25 protein-coding genes are annotated in these 25,521 nt (G+C 72.8%); 7 read left to right on the top strand and 18 right to left on the bottom strand.

The features are described from left to right. Positions 1-148 precede the first annotated feature (148 nt). From H0H10_RS04735 to H0H10_RS04705, 7 genes are all read right to left on the bottom strand, one after another. Positions 149-940 (bottom strand): SAM-dependent methyltransferase, encoded by a 792-nt coding sequence (locus H0H10_RS04735; RefSeq protein ID WP_188179533.1) that lies wholly within the window; start codon positions 938-940, stop codon positions 149-151. A 114-nt stretch (positions 941-1,054) separates the two neighbouring features. Beyond that, entirely contained in the window at positions 1,055-1,687 is a 633-nt protein-coding gene (locus H0H10_RS04730; protein ID WP_188179532.1) for a sugar O-acetyltransferase, read from the bottom strand. A gap of 86 nt (positions 1,688-1,773) precedes the next feature. Further along, complete coding sequence (locus tag H0H10_RS04725; RefSeq protein WP_188179531.1) at positions 1,774-3,819, bottom strand: RICIN domain-containing protein; 2,046 nt, start codon at positions 3,817-3,819, stop codon at positions 1,774-1,776. A 119-nt stretch (positions 3,820-3,938) separates the two neighbouring features. After that, entirely contained in the window at positions 3,939-5,984 is a 2,046-nt protein-coding gene (locus H0H10_RS04720; protein WP_188179530.1) for a beta-galactosidase, read from the bottom strand. Positions 5,985-6,061: 77 nt separating this feature from the next. Continuing rightward, the gene (locus H0H10_RS04715) at positions 6,062-7,405 is read right to left on the bottom strand and encodes an ABC transporter substrate-binding protein (protein ID WP_188179529.1); all 1,344 of its coding nucleotides are present in this window, start codon (positions 7,403-7,405) and stop codon (positions 6,062-6,064) included. A gap of 69 nt (positions 7,406-7,474) precedes the next feature. Beyond that, positions 7,475-8,425 carry a carbohydrate ABC transporter permease gene (locus H0H10_RS04710; RefSeq protein WP_188179528.1) on the bottom strand — a complete coding sequence of 317 codons (951 nt, stop codon included), beginning with the start codon at positions 8,423-8,425 and terminating at the stop codon, positions 7,475-7,477. Positions 8,426-8,432: 7 nt separating this feature from the next. After that, positions 8,433-9,359, bottom strand: coding sequence for a carbohydrate ABC transporter permease (locus H0H10_RS04705; RefSeq protein ID WP_188179527.1), 927 nt, complete (start codon positions 9,357-9,359; stop codon positions 8,433-8,435). Positions 9,360-9,560: 201 nt separating this feature from the next. Between H0H10_RS04705 and H0H10_RS04700 the strand changes: the two genes are divergently transcribed. Together H0H10_RS04700 and H0H10_RS04695 are read left to right on the top strand one after the other, a co-directional pair. Continuing rightward, positions 9,561-10,652: a LacI family DNA-binding transcriptional regulator gene (locus H0H10_RS04700; protein ID WP_188179526.1), complete on the top strand. Its 1,092-nt coding sequence runs from the start codon at positions 9,561-9,563 to the stop codon at positions 10,650-10,652. A 179-nt stretch (positions 10,653-10,831) separates the two neighbouring features. Next, a complete protein-coding gene (locus H0H10_RS04695; RefSeq protein WP_188179525.1) occupies positions 10,832-11,923 on the top strand; it encodes an SDR family oxidoreductase in 1,092 nt (363 codons plus the stop codon). A 14-nt stretch (positions 11,924-11,937) separates the two neighbouring features. Here the strand turns inward: H0H10_RS04695 and H0H10_RS04690 are convergent, their stop codons facing one another. Beyond that, on the bottom strand, positions 11,938-12,735 hold the full coding sequence (locus tag H0H10_RS04690) for a YhjD/YihY/BrkB family envelope integrity protein (protein WP_188179524.1): 798 nt from the start codon (positions 12,733-12,735) through the stop codon (positions 11,938-11,940). A 130-nt stretch (positions 12,736-12,865) separates the two neighbouring features. Here H0H10_RS04690 and H0H10_RS04685 point away from each other — a divergent pair, with 130 nt between their 5' ends. Beyond that, positions 12,866-14,005 (top strand): enolase C-terminal domain-like protein, encoded by a 1,140-nt coding sequence (locus H0H10_RS04685; RefSeq protein ID WP_188179523.1) that lies wholly within the window; start codon positions 12,866-12,868, stop codon positions 14,003-14,005. A 27-nt stretch (positions 14,006-14,032) separates the two neighbouring features. Here the strand turns inward: H0H10_RS04685 and H0H10_RS04680 are convergent, their stop codons facing one another. The 8 genes from H0H10_RS04680 to H0H10_RS04645 form a co-directional block, all read right to left on the bottom strand. Continuing rightward, positions 14,033-14,434, bottom strand: a complete 402-nt coding sequence (locus H0H10_RS04680) for a hypothetical protein (protein ID WP_188179522.1) — start codon at positions 14,432-14,434, stop codon at positions 14,033-14,035. A gap of 138 nt (positions 14,435-14,572) precedes the next feature. Next, positions 14,573-15,820 carry a cytochrome P450 family protein gene (locus tag H0H10_RS04675; RefSeq protein WP_188179521.1) on the bottom strand — a complete coding sequence of 416 codons (1,248 nt, stop codon included), beginning with the start codon at positions 15,818-15,820 and terminating at the stop codon, positions 14,573-14,575. Beyond that, positions 15,817-17,049, bottom strand: coding sequence for a cytochrome P450 (locus H0H10_RS04670; RefSeq protein ID WP_188179520.1), 1,233 nt, complete (start codon positions 17,047-17,049; stop codon positions 15,817-15,819). Before H0H10_RS04670 ends, H0H10_RS04675 begins: the two co-directional genes overlap by 4 nt. Then, positions 17,046-17,663, bottom strand: a complete 618-nt coding sequence (locus tag H0H10_RS04665; RefSeq protein WP_223179370.1) for a GTP-binding protein — start codon at positions 17,661-17,663, stop codon at positions 17,046-17,048. The genes H0H10_RS04670 and H0H10_RS04665 overlap by 4 nt, the downstream gene beginning before the upstream one ends. Continuing rightward, a complete protein-coding gene (locus tag H0H10_RS04660) occupies positions 17,644-17,991 on the bottom strand; it encodes a DUF742 domain-containing protein (RefSeq protein ID WP_188179519.1) in 348 nt (115 codons plus the stop codon). Before H0H10_RS04660 ends, H0H10_RS04665 begins: the two co-directional genes overlap by 20 nt. Further along, positions 17,988-18,398, bottom strand: a complete 411-nt coding sequence (locus H0H10_RS04655; protein WP_188179518.1) for a roadblock/LC7 domain-containing protein — start codon at positions 18,396-18,398, stop codon at positions 17,988-17,990. Before H0H10_RS04655 ends, H0H10_RS04660 begins: the two co-directional genes overlap by 4 nt. Beyond that, on the bottom strand, positions 18,395-20,122 hold the full coding sequence (locus tag H0H10_RS04650) for an ATP-binding protein (RefSeq protein WP_188179517.1): 1,728 nt from the start codon (positions 20,120-20,122) through the stop codon (positions 18,395-18,397). The genes H0H10_RS04655 and H0H10_RS04650 overlap by 4 nt, the downstream gene beginning before the upstream one ends. Before the next feature lie 196 nt (positions 20,123-20,318). Continuing rightward, on the bottom strand, positions 20,319-20,747 hold the full coding sequence (locus tag H0H10_RS04645; RefSeq protein WP_188179516.1) for a hypothetical protein: 429 nt from the start codon (positions 20,745-20,747) through the stop codon (positions 20,319-20,321). Between the two features lie 151 nt (positions 20,748-20,898). On the opposite strand from H0H10_RS04645, the gene nsrR reads away from it, so the two are divergent. Then, the gene (nsrR, locus tag H0H10_RS04640) at positions 20,899-21,342 is read left to right on the top strand and encodes a nitric oxide-sensing transcriptional repressor NsrR (protein WP_188179515.1); all 444 of its coding nucleotides are present in this window, start codon (positions 20,899-20,901) and stop codon (positions 21,340-21,342) included. Positions 21,343-21,414: 72 nt separating this feature from the next. Then, positions 21,415-22,614, top strand: a complete 1,200-nt coding sequence (locus H0H10_RS04635) for a globin domain-containing protein (RefSeq protein WP_188179514.1) — start codon at positions 21,415-21,417, stop codon at positions 22,612-22,614. Between the two features lie 49 nt (positions 22,615-22,663). Here H0H10_RS04635 and H0H10_RS04630 read toward each other — a convergent pair whose 3' ends face one another. Beyond that, a complete protein-coding gene (locus tag H0H10_RS04630; protein WP_188179513.1) occupies positions 22,664-23,014 on the bottom strand; it encodes a hypothetical protein in 351 nt (116 codons plus the stop codon). Positions 23,015-23,164: 150 nt separating this feature from the next. Between H0H10_RS04630 and H0H10_RS04625 the strand changes: the two genes are divergently transcribed. After that, positions 23,165-23,881 (top strand): adenosylcobinamide amidohydrolase, encoded by a 717-nt coding sequence (locus H0H10_RS04625; RefSeq protein ID WP_188179512.1) that lies wholly within the window; start codon positions 23,165-23,167, stop codon positions 23,879-23,881. 49 nt (positions 23,882-23,930) lie between these two features. Continuing rightward, positions 23,931-24,668, top strand: coding sequence for a sporulation protein (locus tag H0H10_RS04620; protein ID WP_188179511.1), 738 nt, complete (start codon positions 23,931-23,933; stop codon positions 24,666-24,668). A gap of 102 nt (positions 24,669-24,770) precedes the next feature. Here H0H10_RS04620 and snpA read toward each other — a convergent pair whose 3' ends face one another. After that, the gene (snpA, locus tag H0H10_RS04615) at positions 24,771-25,445 is read right to left on the bottom strand and encodes a snapalysin (protein WP_188179510.1); all 675 of its coding nucleotides are present in this window, start codon (positions 25,443-25,445) and stop codon (positions 24,771-24,773) included. Positions 25,446-25,521 lie beyond the last annotated feature (76 nt).

The following is a 25,521-nucleotide window of genomic DNA, read 5'->3' as shown; positions in this document are numbered from 1 at the left end:
CGCTGGGCGGCTGGGGGAGTCGAGGCTCAACTCGCCTGCCGCTACCGGGTGTTCAGTTGTCGGCGCTCGCTCGACGCCGTCCGGTTCAACGGACAGGGGGCGGCGGGTCGGTGCCCGGCACCGGTCCGCCGCCCCCTTTCCGCGTCCGTCACGGGACGCGGGCCACGGCCGCGTAGATCCCGCTGGGCTCCGGGGCGGGCGGCTGCTGCTCCGGGCCGTACCACTCGGTCGCCGTCACCAGGCCCGGCGCCACCAGCTCCAGTCCGTCGAAGAAGCGGGCCACCTCCGCCCGGGTACGGAATCCGAGGCGGATGCCGCCCTTGGCGTACTGGGCGATCACCTGCTCCGCCAGCTCGGGGAAGAGGTCGATCGCGGCGTGCGAGAGGACGAGGTGGCTGCCGGGCGCGAGCGTGCCGACCAGGCTGCGGACGATGCCGTGGGCGTCCTGCTCGTCCGGCACGAAGTGCATCAGCGCGATCAGCGACAGGGCGACGGGCCGGTCGAAGTCCAGGACCCGCCGGGCGTGCCGCACGATCTCGTCCGGCTCGCGCACATCGGCCTGGATGTAGTCCGTGGCGCCCTCGGGACGGCTGACGAGCAGCGCCTCGGCGTGCCGCAGGACGATCGGGTCGTTGTCGGCGTAGACGACCCTGGCCGTCGGCACGGTCCGCTGGACGATCTGGTGCAGGTTGGGCTCGGTGGGAATGCCCGTGCCGATGTCCAGGAACTGGTCGACGCCCTGCGCGGCGAGGTGGGCCGCCGCACGGTGCATGAACGCGCGGTTCTGCCGCGCGGCGTCCCGCGCCTCGGCGGGAAGCGTCTCGCCCACCGCCTCGTCGACGGGGTAGTTGTCCTTGCCGCCCAACAGCCAGTCGTAGACCCGGGCCGGATGGGCCTTGCTGGTGTCGATGAGGGGAGGCTGGGAATGGTCCGTCGTCATGGCAGACTCCGTCGTCCGGGGGTGAAGCTGCGCGCAATACGACGATCATCGTACTGCGTCGCTCCCGGTGCCATGTTCCCGGCGAGCAGGGCGAGTTGCCCCGGCTCACTGCCCTCACGGGCGCAGGGTCCGAGGGGGCCGGTGGCTCCACTCCAGGTCGGCGTCGGTGATCTCCCGTATCACGCGCGCGGGCGTCCCGGCGACGACCACCATGGGCGGCACGTGCGCCGTGACGACGCTGCCCGCGCCGACCACCGAACCACGCCCGATCGTGACCCCGGGCAGGATCACCGCGCCGGCGCCGATCCACACGTCGTCCTCGATGCGCACCGGCGCCGAGAACTGGGTGCCGTCCCGGCGCAGCTCCGGGTGGACGGGGTGCCCGGTGGTGCTGACGGTCACGTGCGGGGCGAACATGACGCGGTCGCCGACGAAGACCTCGACGTCGTCGACGAGCGTGAGACCGAAGTTGGCGTACACGTCGTCGCCCAGGTGCACGTGGTTGCCGTAGGCGACGTGCAGCGGCGGTTCGATCCAGACGCCCGTGCCCACGGCGGCCAGCATCTTCTCCAGGATCGCCCGGCGGCCGTCCTGGTCCCGGGGAGCGGTCCGGTTGTAGGCGTCGGCCAGCTCCTTGCCCCTCAGCCGCTCCTCCTCCAGGCCCTCCAGGCCGGGCGCGCCGTCGGAGTAGAGCTCCTGCGCCGCCATCCTGCGACGGACCTCGCGCTCGCGCGGGTCGACGGTCATGGGGGTCTCCTTCGGTCGGTCGGTGCGTGCGTGGGCGGCCCCGCCCGCACCGCCGGGGGTGCGAGCGGGGCCGTGAGGGGTGTCGCTCAGCCGGTGGCGCCGGTCACGTCCGTCACCGTCCAGCGCTGGTTGGCGCCGGAGTTGGGCGGCCACGTCGTGACGGCCGCGCCCTCGTGCGTGGCCTGTCCGCCGACTTCGAGCAGGCGTCCGGTGGCGGCGTTGACCAGGGTCCATGTGCCGTCACCGGTGGTCGACATGATCCACTCGGTGGCCGCGTCGCGCTTACCGGTGTCGGGTTCGGCCACCGGTACGTCGTCGCGTACGGCGAGCCGCCTGCCGTCCTCGGGGTCGGTGAAGACGTAGCGCTGGCGGACGCCGGTGTCGGGGTGCACCGCGCTCAGCCGCCACCGCTGGGCGGACGTGCCGGCGCCGGTGCCGAGAACCAGGCTGGTGCCGTCGTCCGCGACGGTGACGGCCTTGCCGCTCTGCACGCCGGTGAGGGTGTAGGTGTGGCCCTTCCGCAGGGGCGAGGCGTCCTGCGCGACACCGGAGACGCCCTTGATCACGAAGGAGGTCACGGACTGCGCGGGCACGGTGAAGGTGGCCCGGCGGTCGCTGACCCTGACCGGAGCCTGCTCCTGGAGCCCTCCGCCGGCGCTGGTGACGACCGGGGTGACGGTCGCCCTGCCGCTCACGTCACGGAACCTGGACAGGTCGATGGTGACCGTGCGGGCCTCGGCGGTGCTGTTGACGTGGACCAGCGAGGCGCCCTTGCCGTCGCGGCTGACGGCGGCGGCGCTGGAGGTGTCGTCGGTCCTGATCAGCCGGTCGCCGGGCTTGATGAAGTGGGTGAAGTTGCGGGCGGTGTCGAACTTGGTGTTCGTCCGGATCGGGCAGGACTCCAGGGTGTCCCCGGCGGTGCAGCTGAACGGGATCTGGATGCTGCCCCAGTTGCCGCCCTTGGCGGACTCGCCGCCGGGCTTCATGTTGTCGTAGTCCTCGACGGGCTGCCAGAACACCCAGGCCCGGGGTTCCAGTTCGCGCAGGTCGTCGACGATCTGCCGGGCGAGGCCGAGTCCGGGGCGCATGTCCTCGAAGTCCTGGCCGTCGCCCCAGTCGCCGCCGACCTCGCTCATCCACAGCGGCTTGTCCGCGGCCTTGGCGAGGTCGCGCACGGTGGTGCGCTGCCCGGTGCCGTAGGTATGGACGTTCATCTGGCCGACGAGGTCGCGGTCGGCCTGCGTGTAGGCGTTCCAGTTCCGCGCGAACGTACCGGGGTTGGTCTCGTCCATCGCCGAGATGTCCGCCCCGACCTTCGCCTCCTTCAGCGCGGGGGCCAGGGCCTGGAGGACCTTGCGCTGGAGCTCGGGGCCCATGTGGGCCCCTTCCTGACGGCCGCCGACGGGTTCGCCGTCGGCGCCCAGGCGGGTGCTCCAGTAGGGGGTGTTGGGCTCGTTGAACGGGTCGATGGTGTCGACCTCGATGCCCTCGGCCTTCTCCAGCCGTCTGGTCGCGCCGGCCAGGTAGGCGGCGAAGTCGTCGACCGAGTCGGTCCTCAGCTGGTCGGCGGTGGCGTCGAAGCCGCCCGAGACGTAGCCGCTGACGGTCATGAACCAGGGCGGGGAGTTGCTGAACGTCTCCCAGTGGTCGATGTCGTCCTTGATGCGCTCCACCCACCAGCGCTGGGTGGCGTCGGCGTCCTCGTTCCAGTCGGCCGGGTCGTCGGCGCTCCACCAGTCGGTGTCCTCGCGGGTGGTGCCGGCGGGCGCCTTCCACCAGCCCTCGACCGCTCCGCCGGCGCGCAGGTAGTCCTTGACGTCGGGTGCGTTGCCGCCGCCGATGTTGTAGCGGGCGATGTTCAGCGCCAGCCCGTCGTCGTCGAACAGGAGCCGGGCCAGCTTCTCGCGGATCTCGGGCGGGTAGTCGCCGGTGGCGTTGGCGAACCAGACCAGGCTGGTGCCCCAGCCCTCGAACCTCTCCTGCCGGTACGACGGGTCCGGCCGCACGGTGACGGAGGCGGCGGCCGCGGCCGGTTCGGCCTGGGCGGGAACGCTGAGCTGGGCGGCCCCCGTGGCCAGGGCGGTCAGGGCGGCGGCTGCGAGGAGACGTCGCTTGCGCGTACGGCGTGCCATCGTGTGCTCCCAACTGAAGGTGTGGTCGCTGCGGTGGCCCCTCCCGCCCCGGGAGGGCAGGAGGGGGCGTCCCCCGGCCCGGGTGCGTGCCGCGCCGGGGGAGTCGTGGGGATGGGGAATCAGGAGTTCGGCAGGCGCAGGACGGCGACGTCCCTGGGGCCGAGGGCGACGGCGCCGTCGGCGCCGGTGCTGCCGACGAGGACCTCTCCGGTCGTGCCGGGCACGGTCACCGGGTCGTCCGTGCGGTTGACCAGGAACAGGAACCGGCCGCCGGGTCCGCGGCGCACGGTCGCCTCGACCAGCCCGCGCACCTCGGCGGGCAGCTCGCTGCGCACGCCGGCCGGTGCCAGCAGCCGGGGCAGCAGCGAGGTGAGCCCGTCGACGCCGAGCCGGGTGGAGACGTAGGCGGCCGAACCGCCGCCCGTCGGGCGCCGGGTGACGGCGGGGCGGCCCGCGTGCACGCCGGTGCGGTAACGGGCCAGGACCTCGGTCTCCGGGGCGGTGGTGGTGATCCGGTCGGTCCACAGGCCGCCGGTGGTCGCGTCGTCCAGCTCCACGGTCTGCCCGGCGGGCAGCGGGCCGAACTCCTCCACGCGGATGCCGAGCAGGTCCCGCAGGGCGCCCGGGTAGCCGCCGAGCCACACGTGGTCGTTCTCGTCCACGACACCGGAGAAGTACGTGGTGACCAGGTGCCCGCCCTGTTCGGCGTACCGCGTGAGGTCCTTGGCGAGTTCTGCGGGGACCAGGTGGAGCACGGGCGCGATCAGCACCCGGTGGCGGCTCAGGTCGGAGCGGGTGGTGACGACGTCGGCGCGGATGCCGAGGGCGAGGAGGGCGGAGTACCAGTCGAGCGCCTCCTGGTGGTAGTCGAGCAGCGAGGTGGGGTGCGAGTCCTGCTCGCTCGCCCACCACGACTCCCAGTCGAAGAGGATGCCGACCTCGGCGGGCTCCCGCTCCGCCCCGGCGACCGGAGCCAGCGCCCGGAGCGTCCCGCCGAGCGCGGTGACCGCGCGGAACAGGTCGCTGTCGGCACCGGCGTGCGGCACCATCGCCGAGTGGTACTTCTCGGCGCCGGCCGCCGACTGGCGCCACTGGAAGAAGCAGACCGCGTCGGCGCCGTGCGCCACGTGCAGCAGCGAGTCGCGGGCCAGCTCGCCGGGCCGCTTGGCCAGGTTGACGGGCTGCCAGTTGACGGCGCTGGTCGAGTGCTCCATCAGGAACCAGGGCCGGCCGCCCGCGATGCCGCTGGTGAGGTTCGCGGAGAAGGACAGCTCGTCCCGGTCCTGGGGCCGGGGCACGACGTAGTGGTCGTTGGCGACGAAGTCCACCTCGTCCGCCCAGTCCGCGTAGTTCATTCCCTTGGTACCGGGCATCACCATGAAGTTGGTGGTCACCGGGACGCCGGGCGTGAGCTCCCGCAGGATCTCCCGCTCCGCCCGCAGATGGTCCTTCAGCGCGTCGGAGGAGAAGCGCTTGAAGTCGAGCTGCTGGGTCGGGTTGGGATGGGAGGCGGCCAGCCGCGGCGGCAGGATCTGCTCCCAGTCGCTGTAGCGCTGCGACCAGAACGCCGTGCCCCAGGCATGGTTGAGGGCGTCCAGGGTGGTGTACCGGGCGCGCAGCCATTCGCGGAAGGCGCGGGCCGCGTCGTCGGAGTAGTCGTACACGTTGTGGCAGCCCAGCTCGTTGTTGACGTGCCAGGCGACCAGGGCGGGGTGGCCGGCGTAGCGGGTCGCCAGCTCGCGGACCAGGCGCAGGGCGTGCTCGCGGAAGACGGGCGAGGTGGGACGCCAGTGCTGGCGCGCCCCCGGCCACACGGTCTCGCCCCGGTCCGTGACCGGCAGGATCTCCGGGTGGGCGGTGGTCAGCCAGGGCGGCGGCGAGGCGGTGGCGGTGGCCAGGTCGACGCCGATGCCGTTCTCGTGCAGCAGGTCCATCACCTCGTCGAGCCAGGCGAAGTCCCAGGTGCCGGGGCCGGGCTGGATGCGGGCCCAGGAGAAGATGGCCACGGAGACGATGTTGACGCCGGCCTCGCGCATCAGCCGGACGTCCTCCTCCCACACCTCCCGGGGCCACTGCTCGGGGTTGTAGTCGGCGCCGAAGGCGAGGCGGGGGGCGGGCGCACCGTCCGGCCCGCGCTGCAGGCGGGACAGGAGGGTGGAGATCATGGCGGTCCTTCCGGTCTGGTGCATGGGGCACGGGCGGCGCGGGGAGCCGCGCCGCCGCGCAGGTGCTGCTGCGGGTGCTACTTCTCGACGGTGAAGCCCTGCTCGCTGCCGTACGTGACCGAGGCGTCCTGCCAGGCCTTCAGCCCGTCCGCCAGCCCGGTGCCGGAGACGTACGCCTTGCCGACGGTGTCGTTGAAGATCGAGTTGGCGTACACCTGGTACGGCAGGTACGACCAGTCGTCGGCGACGTTCGCCGCCGACTCGGCGAAGATCTTGTTGGCCTGCTGGCCGCCGAAGTAGGGGAACTTCGTGTCCTGGAACTCCTGGGAGGTCAGCTGCGCGGTCGTCGCCGGGAAGGCGCCGCCCTCGACCCGGGTCTGCACGCCCTTGCCCGCGTTCGCGTACTCGACGAACGCGTACGCCAGCTCCTTGTTCCCGCCCAGCTCGGGCAGGGTGAGCGCGCTGCCCCCGTTCTCCGCGCCGGCCTTGCCGCCGGCGGTCCACTGCGGCAGGGGGGCGACGCGCCAGTCACCGGCGGCCTCCTTCACCCCGGACGCCAGGTTGGCGGGCATCCAGGCGCCCGTGGCGAGGGTCGCGATGCTGCCGTCGCCGAGGCCCTTGTACCACTCGTCGGACCAGCTGGTGACCGGCGCGAGCAGCTTCTCGTCGAGCAGCTTCTGCCAGGTGTCGGTGTACGTCTTCGCGCCCTGGTCGGAGAAGTCGATGCTCACCTTGGTGCCGTCCACCTTGTACGGGCGCGAACCAGCCTGCCAGAGCATGCTGGTGGTGAAGCCGGCGTCGCCGGTGTCGTTGGTGATGTACGCCTTCGGGTCCGCCTTGTGCAGGGCGCGGGCCGCGTCGACGTACTCGTCCCAGGTGGTGGGCACCTCGATCTTGTACTTGTCGAAGACCTTCTTGTTGTAGAACAGCGCCATCGGGCCCGAGTCCATCGGCAGGCCGTAGACGCCGTCGCCGCCGGCCTTCACCCCGTTCCACGGGCCGGGCGAGTACTGCGCGGACAGCTTCTCGGCGCCGAAGCCCTTGAGGTCGGTGAGCTGCTCGGTCAGCGCGAACTGGCCCATGGCGTAGTACTCGACCTGCGCGACGTCCGGGACGCCCTTCTTCGCCGAGATGGCGTTCTGCAGCGCGGTGTACTGCTTCTCGTTGGTGCCCGCGTTGACGAGGTCGACCTCGACGCCCGGGTACTCCTTCTCGAAGTCGGCGGCCACCTGCTTGAGCGTGGGCTCCCACGCCCAGACGGTGATGGTGCCGCCCTTCTTCAGAGCCGCCTGGACGTCCGCCTCGGAGACCGCCTTGCCGCTGGATCCGCCGTCGTCGGAGCCACCGCAGGCGGTCGCCCCGAGGGCGAGGGCGCAGATGAGGACCGTGCCGCGCAGCAGGCGGCGTGAGTGCTTGGGCATGGGTGTGCTTCCACTTCGTCGTGGCCTTGAGCCGGGACCGGTGAGGGCGGGAGGGTGGTTCGCAGCGGGCTATTCCTTGACGCTTCCGGCGGCGAGGCCGGACTGCCAGTACTTCTGCAGCAGCAGGAACGCGGCGATCAGCGGCAGGATGGTGATCAGCGACCCGGTGACGACCAGGTGGAACACGGGCTCGCCGCCGGCCGTCTGGGCCTGGGCGTTCCAGCTGTTCAGGCCGAGGGTCAGCGGATACCAGTCCGGGTCCTTGATCATGATCAGCGGCAGGAAGTAGTTGTTCCAGGTCGCGACCATGGTGAACAGCAGTACGGTGACGATGCCGGGCGCCAGCAGCGGCAGCGCGACCTGGAAGAAGGTGCGCGCCTCGCCCGCGCCGTCGATGCGGGCGGCCTCCATCAGCTCGGCGGGGATGGCCTCACTGGCGAACACCCACATCAGGTACAGGCCGAACGGCGAGATCAGCGAGGGGATGATCACCGCCCAGGGGGTGTTGGTGAGCCCCATGTTGCTGAACATCAGGAACGTCGGCACCGCGAGTGCCGTACCCGGTACCGCCACCGCGCCGATGACGACGGCGAACACGGCACGCCGGCCGGGGAAGTCGAACTTGGCGAGCGCGTAGCCGCCGAGTACGGCGAGGAAGGTGGCGCCGCCCGCGCCCACGACGACGTACAGCAGGGTGTTCAGCAGCCAGCGGGTGAACACGCCGTCGTCGTAGGTGAACGTCTCGGCGATGTTGTCCCACAGCGCGAAGTCGCCGTCGAACCAGAGGCCGAAGGAACGGGCCAGTCCCTCCTGGGACTTGGTGGCGCTGATGACCAGCCAGGCCAGCGGAACGAGGCTGTACAGCAGGACCAGGCCGGTGAGCACGGTCAGCAGCACGCTGCGCCGGGGACGGCCGGGCGTGTGCCGCCGGCGGGGGCCGCGCAGCCGGGGCGCGGTGCGCGAGGCGCCCGCCGGGGCGGTCGCGGAACGGTCGGGGACGGTGACGACGGGACTGGTCATCGCTGCTTCACACTCCCTTGCGCATGCCGCGCAGCTGGACGACGTAGGCGATGACCATGGTGATCAGCCCCATGACGATGGCGACCGTCGCGGAGTAGTTGTGCTGCTGTCCGTTGAAGGACAGCGAGTACGTGTAGAGGTTCGGCGTGTAGTCGGTGGTGATGGCGTTGGGCGCCAGCGGCCTGAGGATGCTGGGCTCGTTGAAGAGCTGGAAGCTGCCGATGACCGAGAAGATCGTGGCGATGACCAGGGCACCGCGGATGGCCGGCAGCTTGATGGCGGTGATCACCCGGATCTGCCCGGCACCGTCGATCTCGGCGGCCTCGTACAGCGAGTGCGGGATGACCCGCAGCGCCGAGTAGAAGATCAGCATGTTGTAGCCGACGAACTCCCACGTGACGATGTTGCCGAGGGAGGCGAGCATCAGGCCGGGGGAGAGCGGGGCGGGCAGCGAGATGCCCAGGGCGTCGTTGATGTCGCCGACCAGGCCGAACCGGGTGCCGTACATGAAGCCCCACATCAGGGTGGCGACCACGGCCGGCACGGCGTACGGCAGGAAGACCGAGATGCGGAAGAAGTCCCGCCCGTACAGCCGCCCGCTGTCCAGGGCCAGCGCCACCAGCAGCGCGATGCCGAGCATGACGGGCACCTGGACGAGCAGGAAGAGCGAGACCCTGCCGAGCGCGGCCCAGAACCGGTCGTCCTGGAACGCCTGCTGGTAGTTGTCGAACCCGACGAAGGTGGTCCCGCCGATGAGCTGGTCGCGGAAGAGGCTCAGGTAGAGCGAGTAAGCGATCGGCGCGAGGAAGACCAGGGCGAACACCGCCACGAAGGGGCCGAGGAAGCCCCACCCCGTCCAGGAGCGGCGGTCCCGTCTCGCCGGGGGCGGTGCCGGCCGCGGCTCGGCGGCCGCCGGCGGTTGCAGCGTCGTCATGTCGTTCCTCGCTCGTCCACGTCCTGGAACCCGCGATGTTTACGCAAACATCGACCACCGCGAAAGTCGCCCGGTGCTGTTATGTTTACGTAAACATTCGATGGCGGCATGTCTACACTGCCCCGATGACGACGGTCAAGGGTCCCATCGCACCAGGAACGGGCCGGGACCCGGCAACGACAGAGAGGTGGCGGACGGCGAGTGGACACGGCTGAGGGAGTCCCGGCGAGCGCACCCGCGCGGCGCCGGCGGGGCCGGGACCGGACGGCGTCCATGGCGGACGTGGCCCGGCTGGCGGGGGTCTCCTCGCAGACCGTCTCCCGCGTGTCCAACGGCTACGCAGGAGTGACCGAGGAGACCCGGCGGCAGGTGCTCGCGGCCATGAAGGAACTGGGCTACCGGCCCAACAGCGCGGCCAGGGCGCTCAAACGCGGCGAGTTCCGCACCATCGGCGTGATCACCTTCACGCTCTCCACGACCGGCAACGTGCGCACCCTGGAGGCCATCGCCACCTCCGCGGCCGGCGAGGGGTACGCGGTGACGCTGCTGCCGGTCGCCGTCCCCACGCAGGACGAGGTGCGCGGCGCCTTCTCCCGGCTGGAGGAACTGGCCGTCGACGCGGTGATCGTCATCATGGAGGTGCACCTGCTGGACGCGGCGACCATCAAACTGCCGCCCCACGTGCAGGTCGTCGTGGTCGACTCCGACGCCGGCGACCACTACACGGTCGTCGACACCGACCAGGCCGGGGGCTCCCGCGCCGCCGTGCGGCACCTGCTCGACCTCGGACACGAGACGGTCTGGCACCTCGGCGGACCGGAGGACTCCTTCGCCGCCCAGCGCCGCGCCGACGCCTGGCGGGCCACGCTCGCCGGGGCCGGCCGCCCCGTGCCGCCGCTCAGCAGGGGCGACTGGTCGGCGGAGTCCGGCTACCGGGCCGGCCTCGAACTAGCGGCCCGCGAGGACTGCACGGCCGTCTTCGCGGCCAACGACCAGATGGCCCTCGGCCTGCTGCGCGCCCTGCACGAGCGCGGCCGGCGGGTTCCCGAGGACGTCAGCGTCATCGGCTTCGACGACATCCCCGAGGCCGGCTCCTTCCTGCCGCCGCTGACCACCGTGCACCAGGACTTCGCCGAGGTGGGGCGGCTCTGCGTGGACGCGGTGCTGCGCAAGATGCGCCAGGACGGCCCGGAGCGGGGCACCACCCTGGTGCCGACCCGGCTGGTGACCCGCGCGAGCACGGCGCCGCCGCCCGCACGGAGCACGGCCGGGCCGGAGGAGCCCGCCGGCTGAGCGCCGCCCGGTTTACGGGCCTCGGGGCAGGCAACCCAGAACACACCGTGCTCACCCCCGGCCCAGGAGCGCCCCATGACCCGAGTCGCCGGCCACGTCCACGTCTTCGCGCCCGTGTCGCCGCACCCCGTGAGAGTGCGGGGCGGGACCACCGGGCACGTGTCCGGCCGGAGGGCCGCATGAAGGGCGTACGGCGGACCGGGCGCGCCGGCCGGCACCGCCGGGCGGGCCGCACCGACGTGGTGGTGGTGACCGGCGCTAGCGCGGGCGTCGGCCGCGCCACCGCCAGGGCCTTCGGCGCGCGCGGAGCCGCCGTCGCCCTGCTCGCCCGCGGACGCGGCGCGCTGGAGCGGGCCGCCGAGGAGGTCCGGGAGGCCGGCGGGCGCGCGCTGCCGCTCGTGGTGGACGTCGCCGACGCGGAGGCCGTGGAGGCGGCCGCCGCCGCGGTCGAGGAGGAACTGGGACCGATCGACGTCTGGGTCAACGCCGCCTTCACCACCGTCTTCGCACCCGTGGCGGAGGTCCGGCCGGAGGAGCTGAGACGGGCCACGGAGGTGACGTACTTCGGCTTCGTCCACGGCACCCAGGCGGCCCTGCGGCGCATGGTGCCGCGGGACCGCGGGACCATCGTCCAGGTCGGCTCGGCCCTGGCCCAGCGCAGCGTCCCGCTCCAGTCCGTGTACTGCGGGGCCAAGCACGCCATCCAGGGCTTCACCGCGGCCCTGCGCTGCGAACTGCTGCACGACCGCAGCGGAGTGCGGGTGACCATGGTCCAGATGCCCGGGCTGAACACGCCCCAGTTCGGCTGGGTGCTCAGCAGACTGCCCCGGCATCCGCGCCCGGTGGCCCCGGTCTACCAGCCCGAGGTCGCCGCCGAGGGCGTGCTGCACGCGGCCGACCACCCGCGGCGGCGGGAGTACTGGGTCGGCGGCTCGACGGTCGCCACCCTGCTCGCGCAGAAGGCCGCCCCGGCGCTCCTGGACCGCTATCTGGCGCGGACGGGCTACGACTCGCAGCAGACCGACGCCCCGGCCGACCCGTCGCGGCTGGTCAACCTCTGGCAGCCGGTGGACGACGCGGCCGGGGCCGACCACGGCGCGCACGGCCTCTTCGACGACGAGGCGCACCCCCGCAGCCTGCAGTTCTGGCTCTCGCGCCACCGACTGCCGCTGGCCCTGGGCGCCGCCGCGGCCGCCGTGCTGGCCGGATCCGCCGGAGAGCGGACCGGAACCCGCCGCTCACCGCAGGGCCGGACGACACGTCGCCGGTGACGGCGGGCGACACGTCACCGGTGACGCCCGCCGCGCGGCCACCAGTGGTGCTCGCAGAACCAGCGGCCGACCATCGCGCCGCCGTAGACGACGAAGCCGACCCCGATGAGCCACGACTCCACCACGAGCACGATGCCGACCGTGCCGTAACTGATCGCGTTGTCGAGGATGAGCGGTGTGAACACCAGGTAGGAGAACCCCCTCAGACCGATCAGGCCCACGATGGTGGCGATCGCCCCCGGCAGCAGATCCCGCCACCGCACCTGGCTGCCCAGCAGGAAGTGCTGACCCCACCAGAAGAACAGCATGCCGAGCGAGACCGACAGCGCGATCCGCAGCGACCCGTGCAGGGCGGTCCGCGTCTGCACCTCCTGGTACAGATAGGCGGTCAGCGCGGCCACCCAGGTCAGCTGGCGCCAGACGCGGTGCCACGGTCCGGAGGGCAGACCCCAGATGCGCTCGTAGCCGTTCTGCACGCTCCCCGCGAAGGACACGCCGAACACGGCGAGCGCGATACCACCCCACACGCTCGTGGTGCCGACCACCTCGGTCGGCGGACTGATGATGTCGGTCAGCACCCGGGCGGACCGTCCGGACAGCCCCATGCCGTCGGCCAGCCACGACGCGAACCCCCCGCGTCCCAGCGGATCGGCGGCCGCCACCACGATCAGCAGCGGAGCGAGCGTGACCAGGGCGAGCGTGGCGAAGCCCATGGCCCGGTGCATCAGCTCCAGCTCCCGGCCGCGCCGGACGAGGGCGGACGCGGCCAGCCGCTCCCACAGGTGGTGGAGCGGTCGCCGTTTCCGGTTCACGGGTGCTCCTCGGGCGGTCCTCCGGTGGCTCGCGGATCCCGAACTGAGTGACCCGGGACCGGTGGGGCAAACGTGACACGGGGTACGCGGGTGCCGACGAGGCCCGTGGCCGACTGACGGGAGCGACGCGATGGCCGGAGGAACGGCGCTCGGTGCGTGTCCGGTGGAGGCGGTCGACGTACACGCCTTCGAGGTCCCCACCGACGGCCCGGACGGCACGGAGCAGGACGGCACCCTGGAATGGGACTCCACGACCGTGGTCCTGGTCCGGGTGCACGCCGGCGGCACGACCGGCCTGGGATACACCTACGGCGACGTCTCGGTCGCCCCCTTCGTGACCTCCCGGCTCGCTCCGGCGGTCGTGGGCGGCGACGCCCTCTCGCCGCCCGCCCTGTGGCAGCGGATGGGCGCACGGATGCGCAACGCCGGCCGCCCCGGGGCCGGAGCCATGGCCCTCTCCGCCGTCGACGTGGCGCTGTGGGACCTCAAGGCAAGACTGCTGGGGCTTCCGCTGGTCCGGCTGCTGCCGGCCTACCACGACCGGGTACCGGTCTACGGAAGCGGCGGCTTCACCAACTACCCCCTGGACCGCCTCACCGGCCAACTCGCCGCATGGGTCGAACAGGGCGTCCCGCGCGTGAAGCTGAAGACCTCGCGGGAACCGGAACAGGACCCGCGGCGCCTGACCGCCGTACGCCGCGCGATCGGCGACGGGCCGGAGCTGTTCACCGACGCCAACGGCGCGCTCGGCCGCAAGGAGGCCCTGTACTGGGCGCACAGGTTCCACGACGAGTGGGACGTGCGGTGGTTCGAGGAACCCGTCGGATCCGCGGACCTGGAGGGGCTGCGGTTGCTGCGCGACCGGGGACCCGGGCGCCTCGACATCGCGGCGGGGGAGTACGCCTTCACCACGCAGGACTTCGCCAACCTCGTGAACGGCCCGGCCGTGGACTGCCTCCAGGCCGACGTCACCCGGTGCGGCGGCATCACCGGCGTCCTGGAGGTCGCCGGACTGTCGGCCGCCCGGCACCTCGACCTGTCCGCGCACTGCGCCCCCGCGGTGTCCGCCCACGCCTTCTGCGTCGTGCGGCGGCTGCGCCACCTGGAGTACTTCCACGACCACGTGCGCGTCGAGCGACTGCTGTTCGACGGCATCCCCGCGCCCGAGAGCGGCGCCCTGCGGCCCGACACCGGCCGGCCCGGTCTCGGGCTGGACGTCAGATGGGCCGACGCCGAGCCCTACCGCGTCCACGGGACGCGGCCGGCCTGACCCGGCCCGCACAGGCGTGCGAGCACGTCACGGGTCCAGGTCCTGGCCCTGCCGCATGCGCTGGTTGTGCCACGCGATGCCGCGGCGGATCTGCGGCTCCAGCAGGCCGGTCTGCCAGGCGAGCTGCTGCATGGTGAGACCCGTCGGGCCCGTCGTCAGGGCACGGGAGACCTTCGCCGCCCACAGCTCCTCCGACACGAAGGGGCGGTGCCGGTAGCCCTCCGCGATCGTGTCGAAGTGGTCGTCTCCGCACGCGGTGACGAGCCGCAGCCCGTCGTCCCCGTCGTGCTCGGGGTGCACCGCGGAGGAATCCCGTACGTATCCGCGCACCGCCCGGTCCTTCGGGAAGACGGCGGCGCACAGGTCGCACAGCTCCACGGGAACGGATGTGTCGGGCTGCCGCCCTCTCCTGCGTCTGCGCTTCCACATCGCCACTCCCAAGACCATCACTCGGCAGGGTCGACGCCGTTCCCGGGTCGGTCATCGGCGTCTGCCATCCGGAGTACCCGGTGGGCGGCGGGCAAACGCGGGTGCCGGGCGGCCGGCCCGCCCGGCACCCGCGGACGGTCAGGCGCGCCCGGGGCCGGCCGGGGCCGTGAGCGTGACCGGCAGCTCGAAGAGGTCGTTCTGCGTGACCACCGGCTTGTTGCGCAGCTCCGACGCCGGCACCGCCAGGTCCAGCCCGGGGAACCGCGCGTACAGGGCGGGCAGCGCCACGCCGGCCTCCAGCCGGGACAGGGCCGCGCCGGGGCACACGTGCGGGCCGTGCCCGAAGGAGATGTGCCGGTTCTTCGACGTGCGGGTGATGTCGAACGCCCCCGCCGTCGGCCCGTGCGCCGCCTCGTCCCGGCCGATCGCGCCGTACGACACGATCAGCGCGTCCCCGGCGGGGATCACCTTCTTCCCGACCGGGACGTCCTCGGTCGCGAAGCGGATCAGGACGTGCGAGGTCGGGGTCGAGAAGCGCAGGGTCTCCTCGATCACCGCGGACCAGTCCGCCTCACCGGAGAGCACCAGGGCCCGCTGGTCCGGGTGCGTGGAGAGGTTGACCACCGCGTTGACGATCAGCGAGATCGTGGTCTCGTGACCGGCGGCGACCATCAGCTGGAGCGTGGAGACGATCTCCTGGTCGGTGAGGCGGTCGCCGTCCTCGGAGGCCAGGATCAGCGCGCTGGTCAGGTCGTCGCCGGGCGCGGCGCGCTTCGCGGCGACCGTGTCGGCCATGATCCCGGCCAGCTCGGTGAGGGTCGCGACGACCTCCTCGGGAGGTGTCTGCGTGGAGAAGAACTTCTCGAACAGCACCTTCAGCCGGGGCAGCCGCGCCTCCTCGATGCCCATGAGGTCGGCGACGACGTACATCGGCAGCGGGTAGGCGAAGGCCGATTTGAGGTCGACGACGCCGCCGTCGGCGGGCAGGTCGTCCAGCAGCCGGTCGGTGAGCTCCGTGATCCGCTTGCGCATGTGCTCCACGCGCCGCGGCGTGAGGGCCTGGGCGACCAGCGAACGCAGCCGCCGGTGCTCGGAGCCGTCCACGGTGAGCATGGAGCGCCCGGGGTTGGCCAGCCCGATCAGCGGCCAGTCCGCGGGGATCTCGCCGCGCTGCCAGGCGCCCCAGACGTTGATGTCCTTCACCAGGCGGGGGTCCGTCAGCAGCGCCTTGGCCTCGGCGTGGTGCGTGACGGCCCAGACCGGAACGCCGCCGGGCAGCTCCACGGCGGCGAGCGGTCCCGCCGCGCGCAGCCGGGCGCTCTCGCCGTCCAGGTCGGTGACGAACGGGTCCAGCGGTATCCGGGCTTCTTCGGTGCCGGTGGTCATGCTGACGTGCCTCCCAGAGCAGGGGTCGGGATGAACCGCACGGGCAACTCGGTCAGCCCCCGCAGCCAGGGCGAGGGGCGACGGGTGAGGGACTCGGCGGGCACCGCCAGGTCGATGTCCGGGAGCCGGTCGAGGACGACCTCGATGCCCGTGCGCGCGATCACCTCGGCGACCTCCTGCGCGGGGAAGGGGCAGCGGTGCTCGCCGTGGCCGAAGGAGAAGTGCGCGTTGTTGCCGCCGGTGAGCGCCGAGCCGTCGGTGCGGACCTGCGGGTCGGAGTTGGCGCCCTGCAGGCCGAGCAGCACCAGGTCGCCGGCGCGGATGCGGCGGCCGCCGAGCCGGGTGTCGCGGGACGCCCAGCGCCCGGCCACGTTCTGGGTGGGGGTGTCCTCCCACAGCACCTCGTTCATGGCCTCGGCGATGCTGTTGCGGCCGCCGAAGAGGGAGGCGGCGAAGCGGTCGTCGGTCAGCATCAGGCGCAGCGAGTTGCCGATCCAGTCCGCGGTCGGCTGGTGGCCGGCGGCCATCATCACCATCAGGTCCTGGGCGATCTCCTCGTCGCTGAAACCGCTGTCGTCGGCCAGCATCCGGGAGGCGACGTCGTCGGCCGGCGACTCCTTGCGCGCCGCGATGAGCGCCGCCATCGACGTGGCGAGGTGGGTCTGGCCGGCGATGGCCCGCTCCCGGCCGTCGATCATGTCGTTGAGGGCGGTGACCAGCGCCGGGCCCTGCTCGTCGGAGAAGCCGTACAGCCGGGCCAGCACCCGCACCGGCAGCAGCATGGCGTAGTCGCCGACGAGGTCGGCCTCGCCCCTGGCGCACAGCCCGTCGACCAGCTCGTCGGCGAACCGCTCGGCGTGCCCGCGCAGTTCGTGCGGGTCGACCGCCTCCAGCGCGTTGCTGATCATGGCGGCGCGTTCGCGGTGCCGCTCGCCGACGGTGTAGAGGATCGACGGCTGCTTGCGGCCGATCATCGGCAGCAGGGGCCAGTCGTCGGGGATGTTCTCCCACTGGTTCCACAGGTCGGAGTCCCGGCTGAACAGCACCGGGTCGCCGGTCACCTGGTGCAGCTCGCGGTAGCCGAGCACCAGCCAGGCGGGCACGTCCCCGTCGAGCAGCACCGGCGTCACCGCGCCGTGCTCGCGCCGCATCTGCCGGTACAGCACGGCGGGTTCGGTCTGGAAGCGCGGGCCGCCGAGCGGTACGGCGTCGAGGGCGTCGCTGCTCACACGAACTCCTGTCGGGGCCGGGCCGCCCGGCCGGCGTAGTGGGCCTGGAGGTGCTCGACCAGGGCGATCAGCACCTGCTTGCTGGACTCGCGGGACCGGGCGTCGCAGGAGACCAGCGGCACCTGCGGATCCAGGTCGAGGGCATCGCGGACGGCCTCGGGGGAGTGCCGGGGGCCGCCGAAGTCGTTGCAGGCGACGATGAACGGCGTGCCGTGGTGCTCCAGGCGGTCGATGGCGTACCAGGAGTCGTCGATGCGCCGGGTGTCGACCAGGACCACCGCGCCGAGCGTGCCGGAGAACAGCCGGTCCCACAGGAACCAGAACCGCTCCTGGCCGGGCGCCCCGAACAGGTACAGCACGTTGCGCGCGTCGAGGCTGATCCGGCCGAAGTCGAAGGCGACGGTGGTGGCGGTCTTGCCGCGCACCTCGCTGATGTCGTCGACCGCCTCGCCGGCCTGCGTCATCGTCTCCTCGGTGTTGAGGGGACGTATCTCGCTGACCGAGCGGACCAAGGTCGTCTTGCCGACGCCGAAACCGCCCACGACCACGATCTTCAGGCCGTTGTCGGCGGACGCACCCAGGGGGGTACGGACGTCAGAGGTTGCGGAGTCCAACGAGCACCTGCTCCAGGATGTCGGGGTCGGGAACGGCTGCGGTGCGCGGGTGGCGTGCGCTCACGCGGCCCGCGGCGTGGAGGTCGCAGAGCAGGATCCTGGTGATGCTCACCGGGAGCCGCAGCTCGGCGGCGATCTCCACCACGGCCGTGGGGGCCTCGGTCATCCGGAGGATCGCCGCGTGCTCCGACTGCATGCCGGGCGTCGGCTCGCACTCGGCGACGACCAGGGTGACCAGGTCGAAGGGGTTGTCGGGGCCCGACCGGCTGCGACCACCGGTGAGGGTGTAGAGACGGTCGGGCGCGTCGTCCCTGCCGGGGCGGCTCATGAGGTGGTGCGGGGCTGTGCCGTCAGGTGCTCGCCGAGCTGTTCCACGAGCTCGCTCATGTTGTGCCCGACGAGTCCCGCGTCCGCCTCCTCGCCGGTGACCACGGCGAGATGGGCACCCTCGCCGGCCTCCACGATGAACAGGATCCCGCCGTAGAACTCGGTCATGGCCGAGCGCACCCCGCCGCTGCCGTCGCCGAACTCCACGGACGCGCCGTGGGACAGCGACTGGATGCCGGCGGCGATCGCGGCGAGCTGGTCGGCCTGGTCGACGGAGAGCTCCGGTGTGCGGCACAGCTTCAGGCCGTCGCGGGAGAGGACGAGCGCGTGCCGCGCACCCGGCGTGCGCTCCAGCAGGCCCTCGATGAGCCAGGTGAGCTTCTCGTCGGCGGTGGTCGTGCCGGTCATGGAGTGGTGTCGCCTTCCGGGTGCGCGTGCGAGTGGGACGGGTGATCGGGGGTCGTCTCGGCCGGTGCGGGTGCGGCGGTGCCGGCCGGCGGCGGCTCGGCGCCCGCGTTCCCCGCGGCCGTCTCCCGCGCGTCGGCGGGACCGGAACCGGTGGCCCGGACGGCCTGGCGGAAGCTGCTGAAGCGGGCCGCGCGCACCTTGGCGTCGTCGGCGGACGGCGTGGCGCGCGGCTCGGCGGAGCGGGCGGTGGCCCTGGCGCGCTCGGCGGCGGCGAGGGTGCGTCCGCGCCGCCGCCTGGGCAGCCCGGCGGGCGGGGCGTCCGTCTCGCGGTCCGCGGAACCGTGGCCCGGCAGCGGGGCCGGGTCCTCGACGGCCGTGGCGTGCGACGCGGCGGGCGATGCCGCGGCGCGTGGCGGTACGGCGGGGCGCTGCGGGTCGGCGGGGCGCTGCACGTCGGCCGGGGCCTGCTGGGACGAGGCCGGAGCCTGCTGGGCCGCGGTCGTCGCCGGGCCGTCAGCCGGGACCGGGCCGGTCAGGATGTCCTGGGGGATGAGCATCAGCACCCCCGTGCCGCCGCGCGCGGACGGCCGGAAGGACACCTTCAGCCCGTACTTGACGGACAGCCGGCCCACCACGGCGAGACCCAGCCGGGTACCGGTCAGGCCGCCCAGCCCGGCGACCTCGCCGGACACTGCCTGCTGCGCCCGGCGCAGCTGCACCTCGCCCATCACCAGCCCGCTGTCCTCGACGGACACGATGACGCCGGCCGGCACCTCCTCGACGTACACGTGGACCTCGGCGGTCGGCGGCGAGAAGTTCGCGGCGTTGTCGAGGAGTTCGGCCAGCGCGTGCATGACGCCCTCGGCGGCGTGCCCGGCGACGGCCGTGCCGCTGGCCGAGTGCACGCGCACCCGCTGGTAGCCGGCGATGCGCCCCATGGCGCCGCGCAGGATGGACTCCATGGCGATCGGCCGCGCCCAGCGGCGCCCGGAGCGGGCGCCCGTGAGGACGGCGACGGAGTCGGCGAGCCGGCCCGCCTGTGCGGTGCGGTGGTCGAGGTGGAGGAGGTCGGTGAGAACGTCCTCGTCACTGTGCCGTTCCTCCATGGCACGCAGGTCGGCGAGCATGCTGGTGGCCAGTGCCTGCATCCGGCCGGCCGCGTTGGCGGTCGCGGAGACGGCGGCGGCACGCTCCCGGGTGGCCCGGTCCAGCCGTTCCCTCAGCCGCGCGGTCTCCTCGGTGAGCCGGGCCGCCTCCTGCGCCCGCCGGTCCTCGAGACGCGCCCGCTCCCGCTCGAACTCCTCCGCGAGGCGCGCCCGCTCCCGCTCGAACTCTTCGGTGAGCCGGGCCTGTTCGCGGCCGAGTTCCGCCATGAGACCGGCCCGTTCCCGGCCGGTCTCCTCCCGCAGGCGCTCCTGCTCCCGACGCGACTGCTCGGCCAGCCGCGCACGATCCTGGGCGAGCCGCCCCGCCTCCGCCTCGGCGGCCTCCAGCCTGCGGCGGGTGAGCCGCACCGTCCGCACGGCGTCGACGGCGACGGTCACGGCCACGCACAGCAGGATCGCCGCGGCGCTCGCCCCGAGGCCGAGCGGGGCACGGACCGAGGAGGGTGCCGCCGCGACGGCACCGCCGACGACGAGTGCCGAGACCACCGCGCAGGGCAGGGCCACGGCGGCGATGGTGCGGGGAGCGGTTCGGTCGCCGGGGCGGGCGGGCGCGGTCATCAATCGGGTCCTCGCCAGGCCGCGGGAGCGGCCCTCGTGTCATCCATGGGGCGGGTGGGGAACGATGGTGGTACGCAGCACTCAACTCGCGATCACTATACGAGAGTTTGCGATCAGTATGAGAAGGGTCTCGTTCAATCGTTGCCCTGTTTCCGCCACCGACCGAGGCGGTCCGCCCGGTGTGCCGGCCCGGGCCTCAGGCCCCCTCCGGCCGGAACCCGGCCGCCGCGCCGGGCGGCTGGATCCGCATCCCGGGCCGGCGCCGGTGGACGGTCAGGTACGTCACCCCTTCCGCGCCGGCGACGATGCCGCGGGCGGAGCCGTGGGGCAGCCAGGTCAGGACGCCCTCGCGCAGGGAGCGCCGGCCGTCCGCGCAGATCAGGGCGGCCTCGCCGGCGAGGACGAGGAGCAGCACGTCGAGGTCGGGTTCGGTGTGGGTGCCGACCCGCCCCGCCGGAGGGATGCGTACGACGTTGGCGTCGAGCTGCCGCCCCGGCTCCGCGAGCTTCCACAGGGCGCCGGCCGGTGCGTCGCCGGACGCCAGGAGGCCGGCGGTGTCGCACAGGATCCGGGGGAGTGGGGCATCCCCGGCCGGACCGGGGGAGCCGTGGTCTTCCGCTGTCATCAGGTGTCACCGTCCGATGTGCCCAAACTGCCGACGTACCGCCCGGTCGAGCGGCCGAGCCCGAGTGCGCGGACCTTCCGTGACGTACTGCACAGGGCCGCGGTGGTCAGGAAACAGGAATTTTACATGCGTATTTGTTAGCGTCCGAGGTGTGCGGCTGACGAAGTTCACCGACCTGGCGCTGCGTTCCGTGATGCGCCTGGCGGTCGTGAGGGACGGTGACGACCCGCTGACCACGCGCGAGGTGGCGGAGGTCATGGGGGTGCCGTACACGCATGCCGCGAAGGCCGTCACCCGCCTGCAGCATCTGGGTGTGGTGGAGGCCCGTCGCGGCCGCGGCGGCGGACTGGCGCTGACCGGTCTCGGCCGGCGGGCCTCGCTGGGCTGGCTGGTGCGGGAGCTGGAGGGGGACGGCGAGGTCGTCGCCTGCGAGGACGGCCCGTGCCCGCTGCGTGCGGCCTGCCGGCTGCGGGGCGCCCTGCGCGACGCCCAGGAGGCGTTCTACGCCGCGCTCGACCCGCTGACCGTGGCCGACCTGGTGGCCTCGCCGACCGGCCCGGTCCTGATCGGGCTCTCGGACCGCCCGTCCCGGTGACCGGCGGGCGCCGCCGACGGGCGTGCCTCCCGAAGTAAAACACGAATATCATCTACCAATTAAGGAGTCGCTGTGCTCTCCGAACAGTCCGTCCCCGTGGTCCGGGCAACCCTCCCCGCGGTCGGAGCGGCCATCGGTGACATCACCGAACTCTTCTACCGGAAGCTGTTCGACGCCCACCCCGAGCTGCTGCGGGACCTGTTCAACCGGGGGAACCAGGCCAACGGAGAGCAGCAGCGGGCGCTGGCGGGATCCATCGCCGGATTCGCCGGCCTGCTGCTGGAGCGACCCGATGCCCGCCCCGACGCGATGCTCTCCCGGATCGCGCACAAGCACGCCTCCCTCGGCGTCACCTCCGACCAGTACAAGATCGTCCACCATCACCTGTTCGCCGCCATCGCGGAGGTGCTCGGCGACGCCGTCACCCCCGAGGTCGCCGCGGCCTGGGACGAGGTCTACTGGCTGATGGCCAACGCGCTCGTCGCCGTCGAGGCACGTCTCTACCAGGAGGCCGGCGCCGCCGAGGGAGACGTGTGGAGCCGCATGGAGGTCGTCGAACGGCGCGAGGAGACCCCCGACGCCGTCTCCTTCGTCCTGCGCCCGGCCGACGGCAGCCCCGCGCGGCCGTTCCGTCCCGGCCAGTACGTCAGCGTCCGGTCCGAACTGCCCGACGGCTCCCGGCAGATCCGCCAGTACAGCCTGTCCGCCGCCCCCGGCCGGCCAGGCCGGCGCATCACCGTCAAGCGCGTCCTCGGCGAGGGACGGCCGGACGGCGAGGTCTCGAACTGGCTTCACGCCCACGTGCGGGTGGGCGACGTGCTCACCGTCTCCGCGCCGTTCGGCGACCTGGTGCTGCCGGCGGACGGCGACGGCCCGCTGCTGCTGGCGTCCGCCGGGATCGGCGTCACCCCCATGCTGGCCGTGCTGGACCACCTGGCCGCCACCGGCTCCGCCCGCCCGGTGACCGTGGTGCACGCCGACCGCACCCCCGCCGACCACGCCCACCGGCAGGAGCTGCTCGACCTGATACGCGCGCTCCCGGACGCCCGGCTCCACCTGTGGTACGAGGAGCCCGGGGACGAGGCGCCGCGGGCCTCGGCCGGCCGCGCCGATATCGGCGGCCTCGACCTGCCCGCGGGCCTCACGGCCTACCTGTGCGGGCCGGTGCCCTTCATGCGCGCCGTCCGCGGCGACCTGCTGCGCCGGGGTGTGCCCGCCGAGGCCATCCACTACGAGGTGTTCGGGCCGGACCTCTGGCTCGGGCAGCAGTAGTCACGGGGGGGGGGGGAGACGGGCGGTCACGCACTTTCCCGGGCAGGCGTTAGGCCGCCGCGGTGAACGCCGTGGCGATGGCGGCGTCGACCTGCGCGTGGACGACCGGTCCGGGCCCGAAGGTCCCGGCGTTGTTCTCCAGCAGCCGCCGCAGCGGGGCGCTCTGGGTGACCACGCACATCAGGATGCCGAGGCGGCCGCACCACTGGTGGGCCCGGAGCACGGCACTGACCGTGGCGTTGCTCGCCGCCTGCTCACCGAGGACGATGACGACGGGAGCCGGCCGATGGGCGTCGACGAGGTTGGTGATCTCCGTGGCCAGAGCGGCCCGCCCGTCGATTCCCGGGTCCTGGTCCACCGTGATGACCAGGACCCCCTGCTCCAGGGTGTGGGACAGCATCGAGGCCTCCGATCTGACGCCTGGTGGCGCGCTGACGCCTGACGGCGTGGGTGCCTTCAGTGAAAGCGCCCCGGACCGGGTTCGCAATGCGCCGCGTACGATCATCCGGTCCGCCCCCGTCCGCCGAAGTGCCGCAAGGAGCCGTGTCCGGTGCCCGCTGTCCTCCCGCCGCCCCGTACCGGGCACCGTCTGCTGGCCGTGGAGCGCCTGACCCGGGTGGAGGACGGCGAGCGGCTGCACGCCCTGCTGTGGCGTTGCGGGCCGGGCTGGCGGATGGTCAGCAGCGCCGTGCTGGGCGGCGGCATCGCCGAGCGTGCCTGGGTGCTCAACGCCCAGGTGGCTCACGGTTACCGGCGCACCGACCCCGAGCGGCACCTCGCCGGCCTGGCGCGCGACGCCGGCGCCGAGGGGCCCGGCGTGGGCCTGATGACCGCCGCCGACGTGTCCGCCCCCGGCTGTGCGCGGGACGGCGGAGCGGAGGCCGTCGCCACCGCGGGCGTCTCCGTGCGCGGATGGGCGGCCACCGCGCAGGAGGGCGCCGGCGGGGTCCCCGCGCCGGGCACCATCAACGTCGTCGCCGCGCTGCCGGTCGCGCTGAGCGACGCGGCACTGGTGAACGCGGTGATCACCGCCACCGAGGCCAAGGTGCAGGCACTGCTGGAGTCGGGCCACGACTGCTCCGGCACCCCCACGGACGCCGTGTGCGTCGCCGCCCGCGCCCCGCACCCCGGCGCCGAGGTCCACTCCTTCGCCGGCCCGCGCTCCGAGTGGGGAGCCCGGCTGGCCCGCGCCGTCCACCGCGCCGTACTCACCGCGCTGCCCGCCACCACTCCCGCTGAACGCCCGTACGGCGCAAGCGCGTTCTAGACTCCCCAACCGGGTGGATCACGGTGATCCACCGGGGAGGGGGCATCTCGTGGCATTCCGTACGTTCCTCAGTTCCATGGGCATCAACGCGCCCGCCGTGGACACCGTGCCCGGCCGGGACGCCGTCCGGCCCGGCGAAGAGCTGCCGTTCGAGGTCGTGGTGCGCGGCGGCGGCGCCGATGTGAAGGTCGACCGCCTCGCCGTCGAACTCCTGATCCGCGTCGAGGACAGCGAGTCGACCGAGACGGGCTGGACCAACCCGCACGTTCTGGCCAGCAGCGACACCGGGAGCTTCGCCCTGGCGGCCAAGGAGGACAGGGTGTTCGAGTCGAGCCTGGTCATCCCGTGGGAGATGCCGCTCACCCACGCCCTGGGCAACCGGCTGAAGGGGGCCCGCTGCGCGCTGCGCACCACCATGGAGATCGACAACGCGGTCGACCGGGGCGACTTCGACGAGATCGCGGTGCACGCCCGCCCCGTGCAGGACGCCATGTTCCAGGCGTTCGCCGACCTCGGCTTCCGCTTCGACGAGGCCGAGGTGAAGCAGTACTACCGCAACTTCCAGCAGACCCAGACACTGCCCTACTGCCAGGAACTGGAGTTCTGGTTCCCCAGCTCCTACCACCGCCAGGACCAGCTGGAGATGAGCGTCATCACGGCGGACGCGGAGTCGGTCGAGGTGATCCCCGGCGCGGCCGGTTCGTTCCTCTTCGCCGCCGACGAACTCGACGTGCAGCGGTGGACGAGCTGGCTGGACGAGTTCTGCCGCGAGCGCTGGGCCCGGTAGCGGCCGCGCGGGCCGGCGGGCGGCACCGCCCTCCCCGGCCGTCGTGAGCGCACGCGTGCGGGGGCGGCCCTGCCGGACCGTCCCCGCACCCGTCCCCGGTGCTCAGCGACGTGCGCTCTTCTGCAGTGCCTTGTCGAGGGCGTCCGCGAAGCCGTAGGCCCACAGCTGGTTCACCCGGGCCCGCTCGGTGGCGTTCGGGTAGGCGTTGGTGCAGGACGGGCCGGGGCCGCCGCCCGACATCAGCTCGCTGCACGGACCGGAGTAGTGGTCGGGCAGGCCGAGCACGTGACCGGTCTCGTGCGCGGTGACCCGGGTGGAGTTGTACTGCTGGTTCTGCCGGTAGTCGAGGAAGATGTAGCCGTTGCCGTGTCCGTCGGTGGAGGCGTACGAGCCGCGCGGGTCGTTGCCCTCGTAGTACGCGAAATCGGCGCCCGAGCTGCTCTCCTGGAGCCGCACGTTGGACACCGAGCTGTTCCATATCTGGGCGCTGCGGGATATCTGCGTGCGGAAGCTGGGCGCGCCCGCGGTGCTGTAGTAGACGGTGACGGCGGCCGCGGAGTCCGGGTCGGCGGCCCGCTTCTCGGCGACGGAACGGACGACGGCCTCGAAGAACTCCTGGTTGTTCCGGGCGTCTTCGGCCGTCGAGGCCGAGGGCCGGTAGCCGGCGTAGGCTTCCTGGTGCTGGGACGAGGCCGTCGCGGCCGGAGTGGCGCCGAGCAGGGCCGCCGTCAGACCGAGGCCGACCGCGGTGGACAGCACGGGCAGGGTCAGTCGCATCCGATGACTCCTTGTGTGTGGGGGAGAAGTCGTCATCGGCGAGTGTGGGGGCCCGTGGGCGCGCTGTGATGATGGC

Source organism: Streptomyces griseicoloratus (assembly GCF_014534645.1).
In the GTDB taxonomy this organism is placed as follows: domain Bacteria; phylum Actinomycetota; class Actinomycetes; order Streptomycetales; family Streptomycetaceae; genus Streptomyces; species Streptomyces griseicoloratus.
Note: the sequence above shows the minus strand (reverse complement) of the source record. Positions and strands in the feature narration are given on the sequence as shown.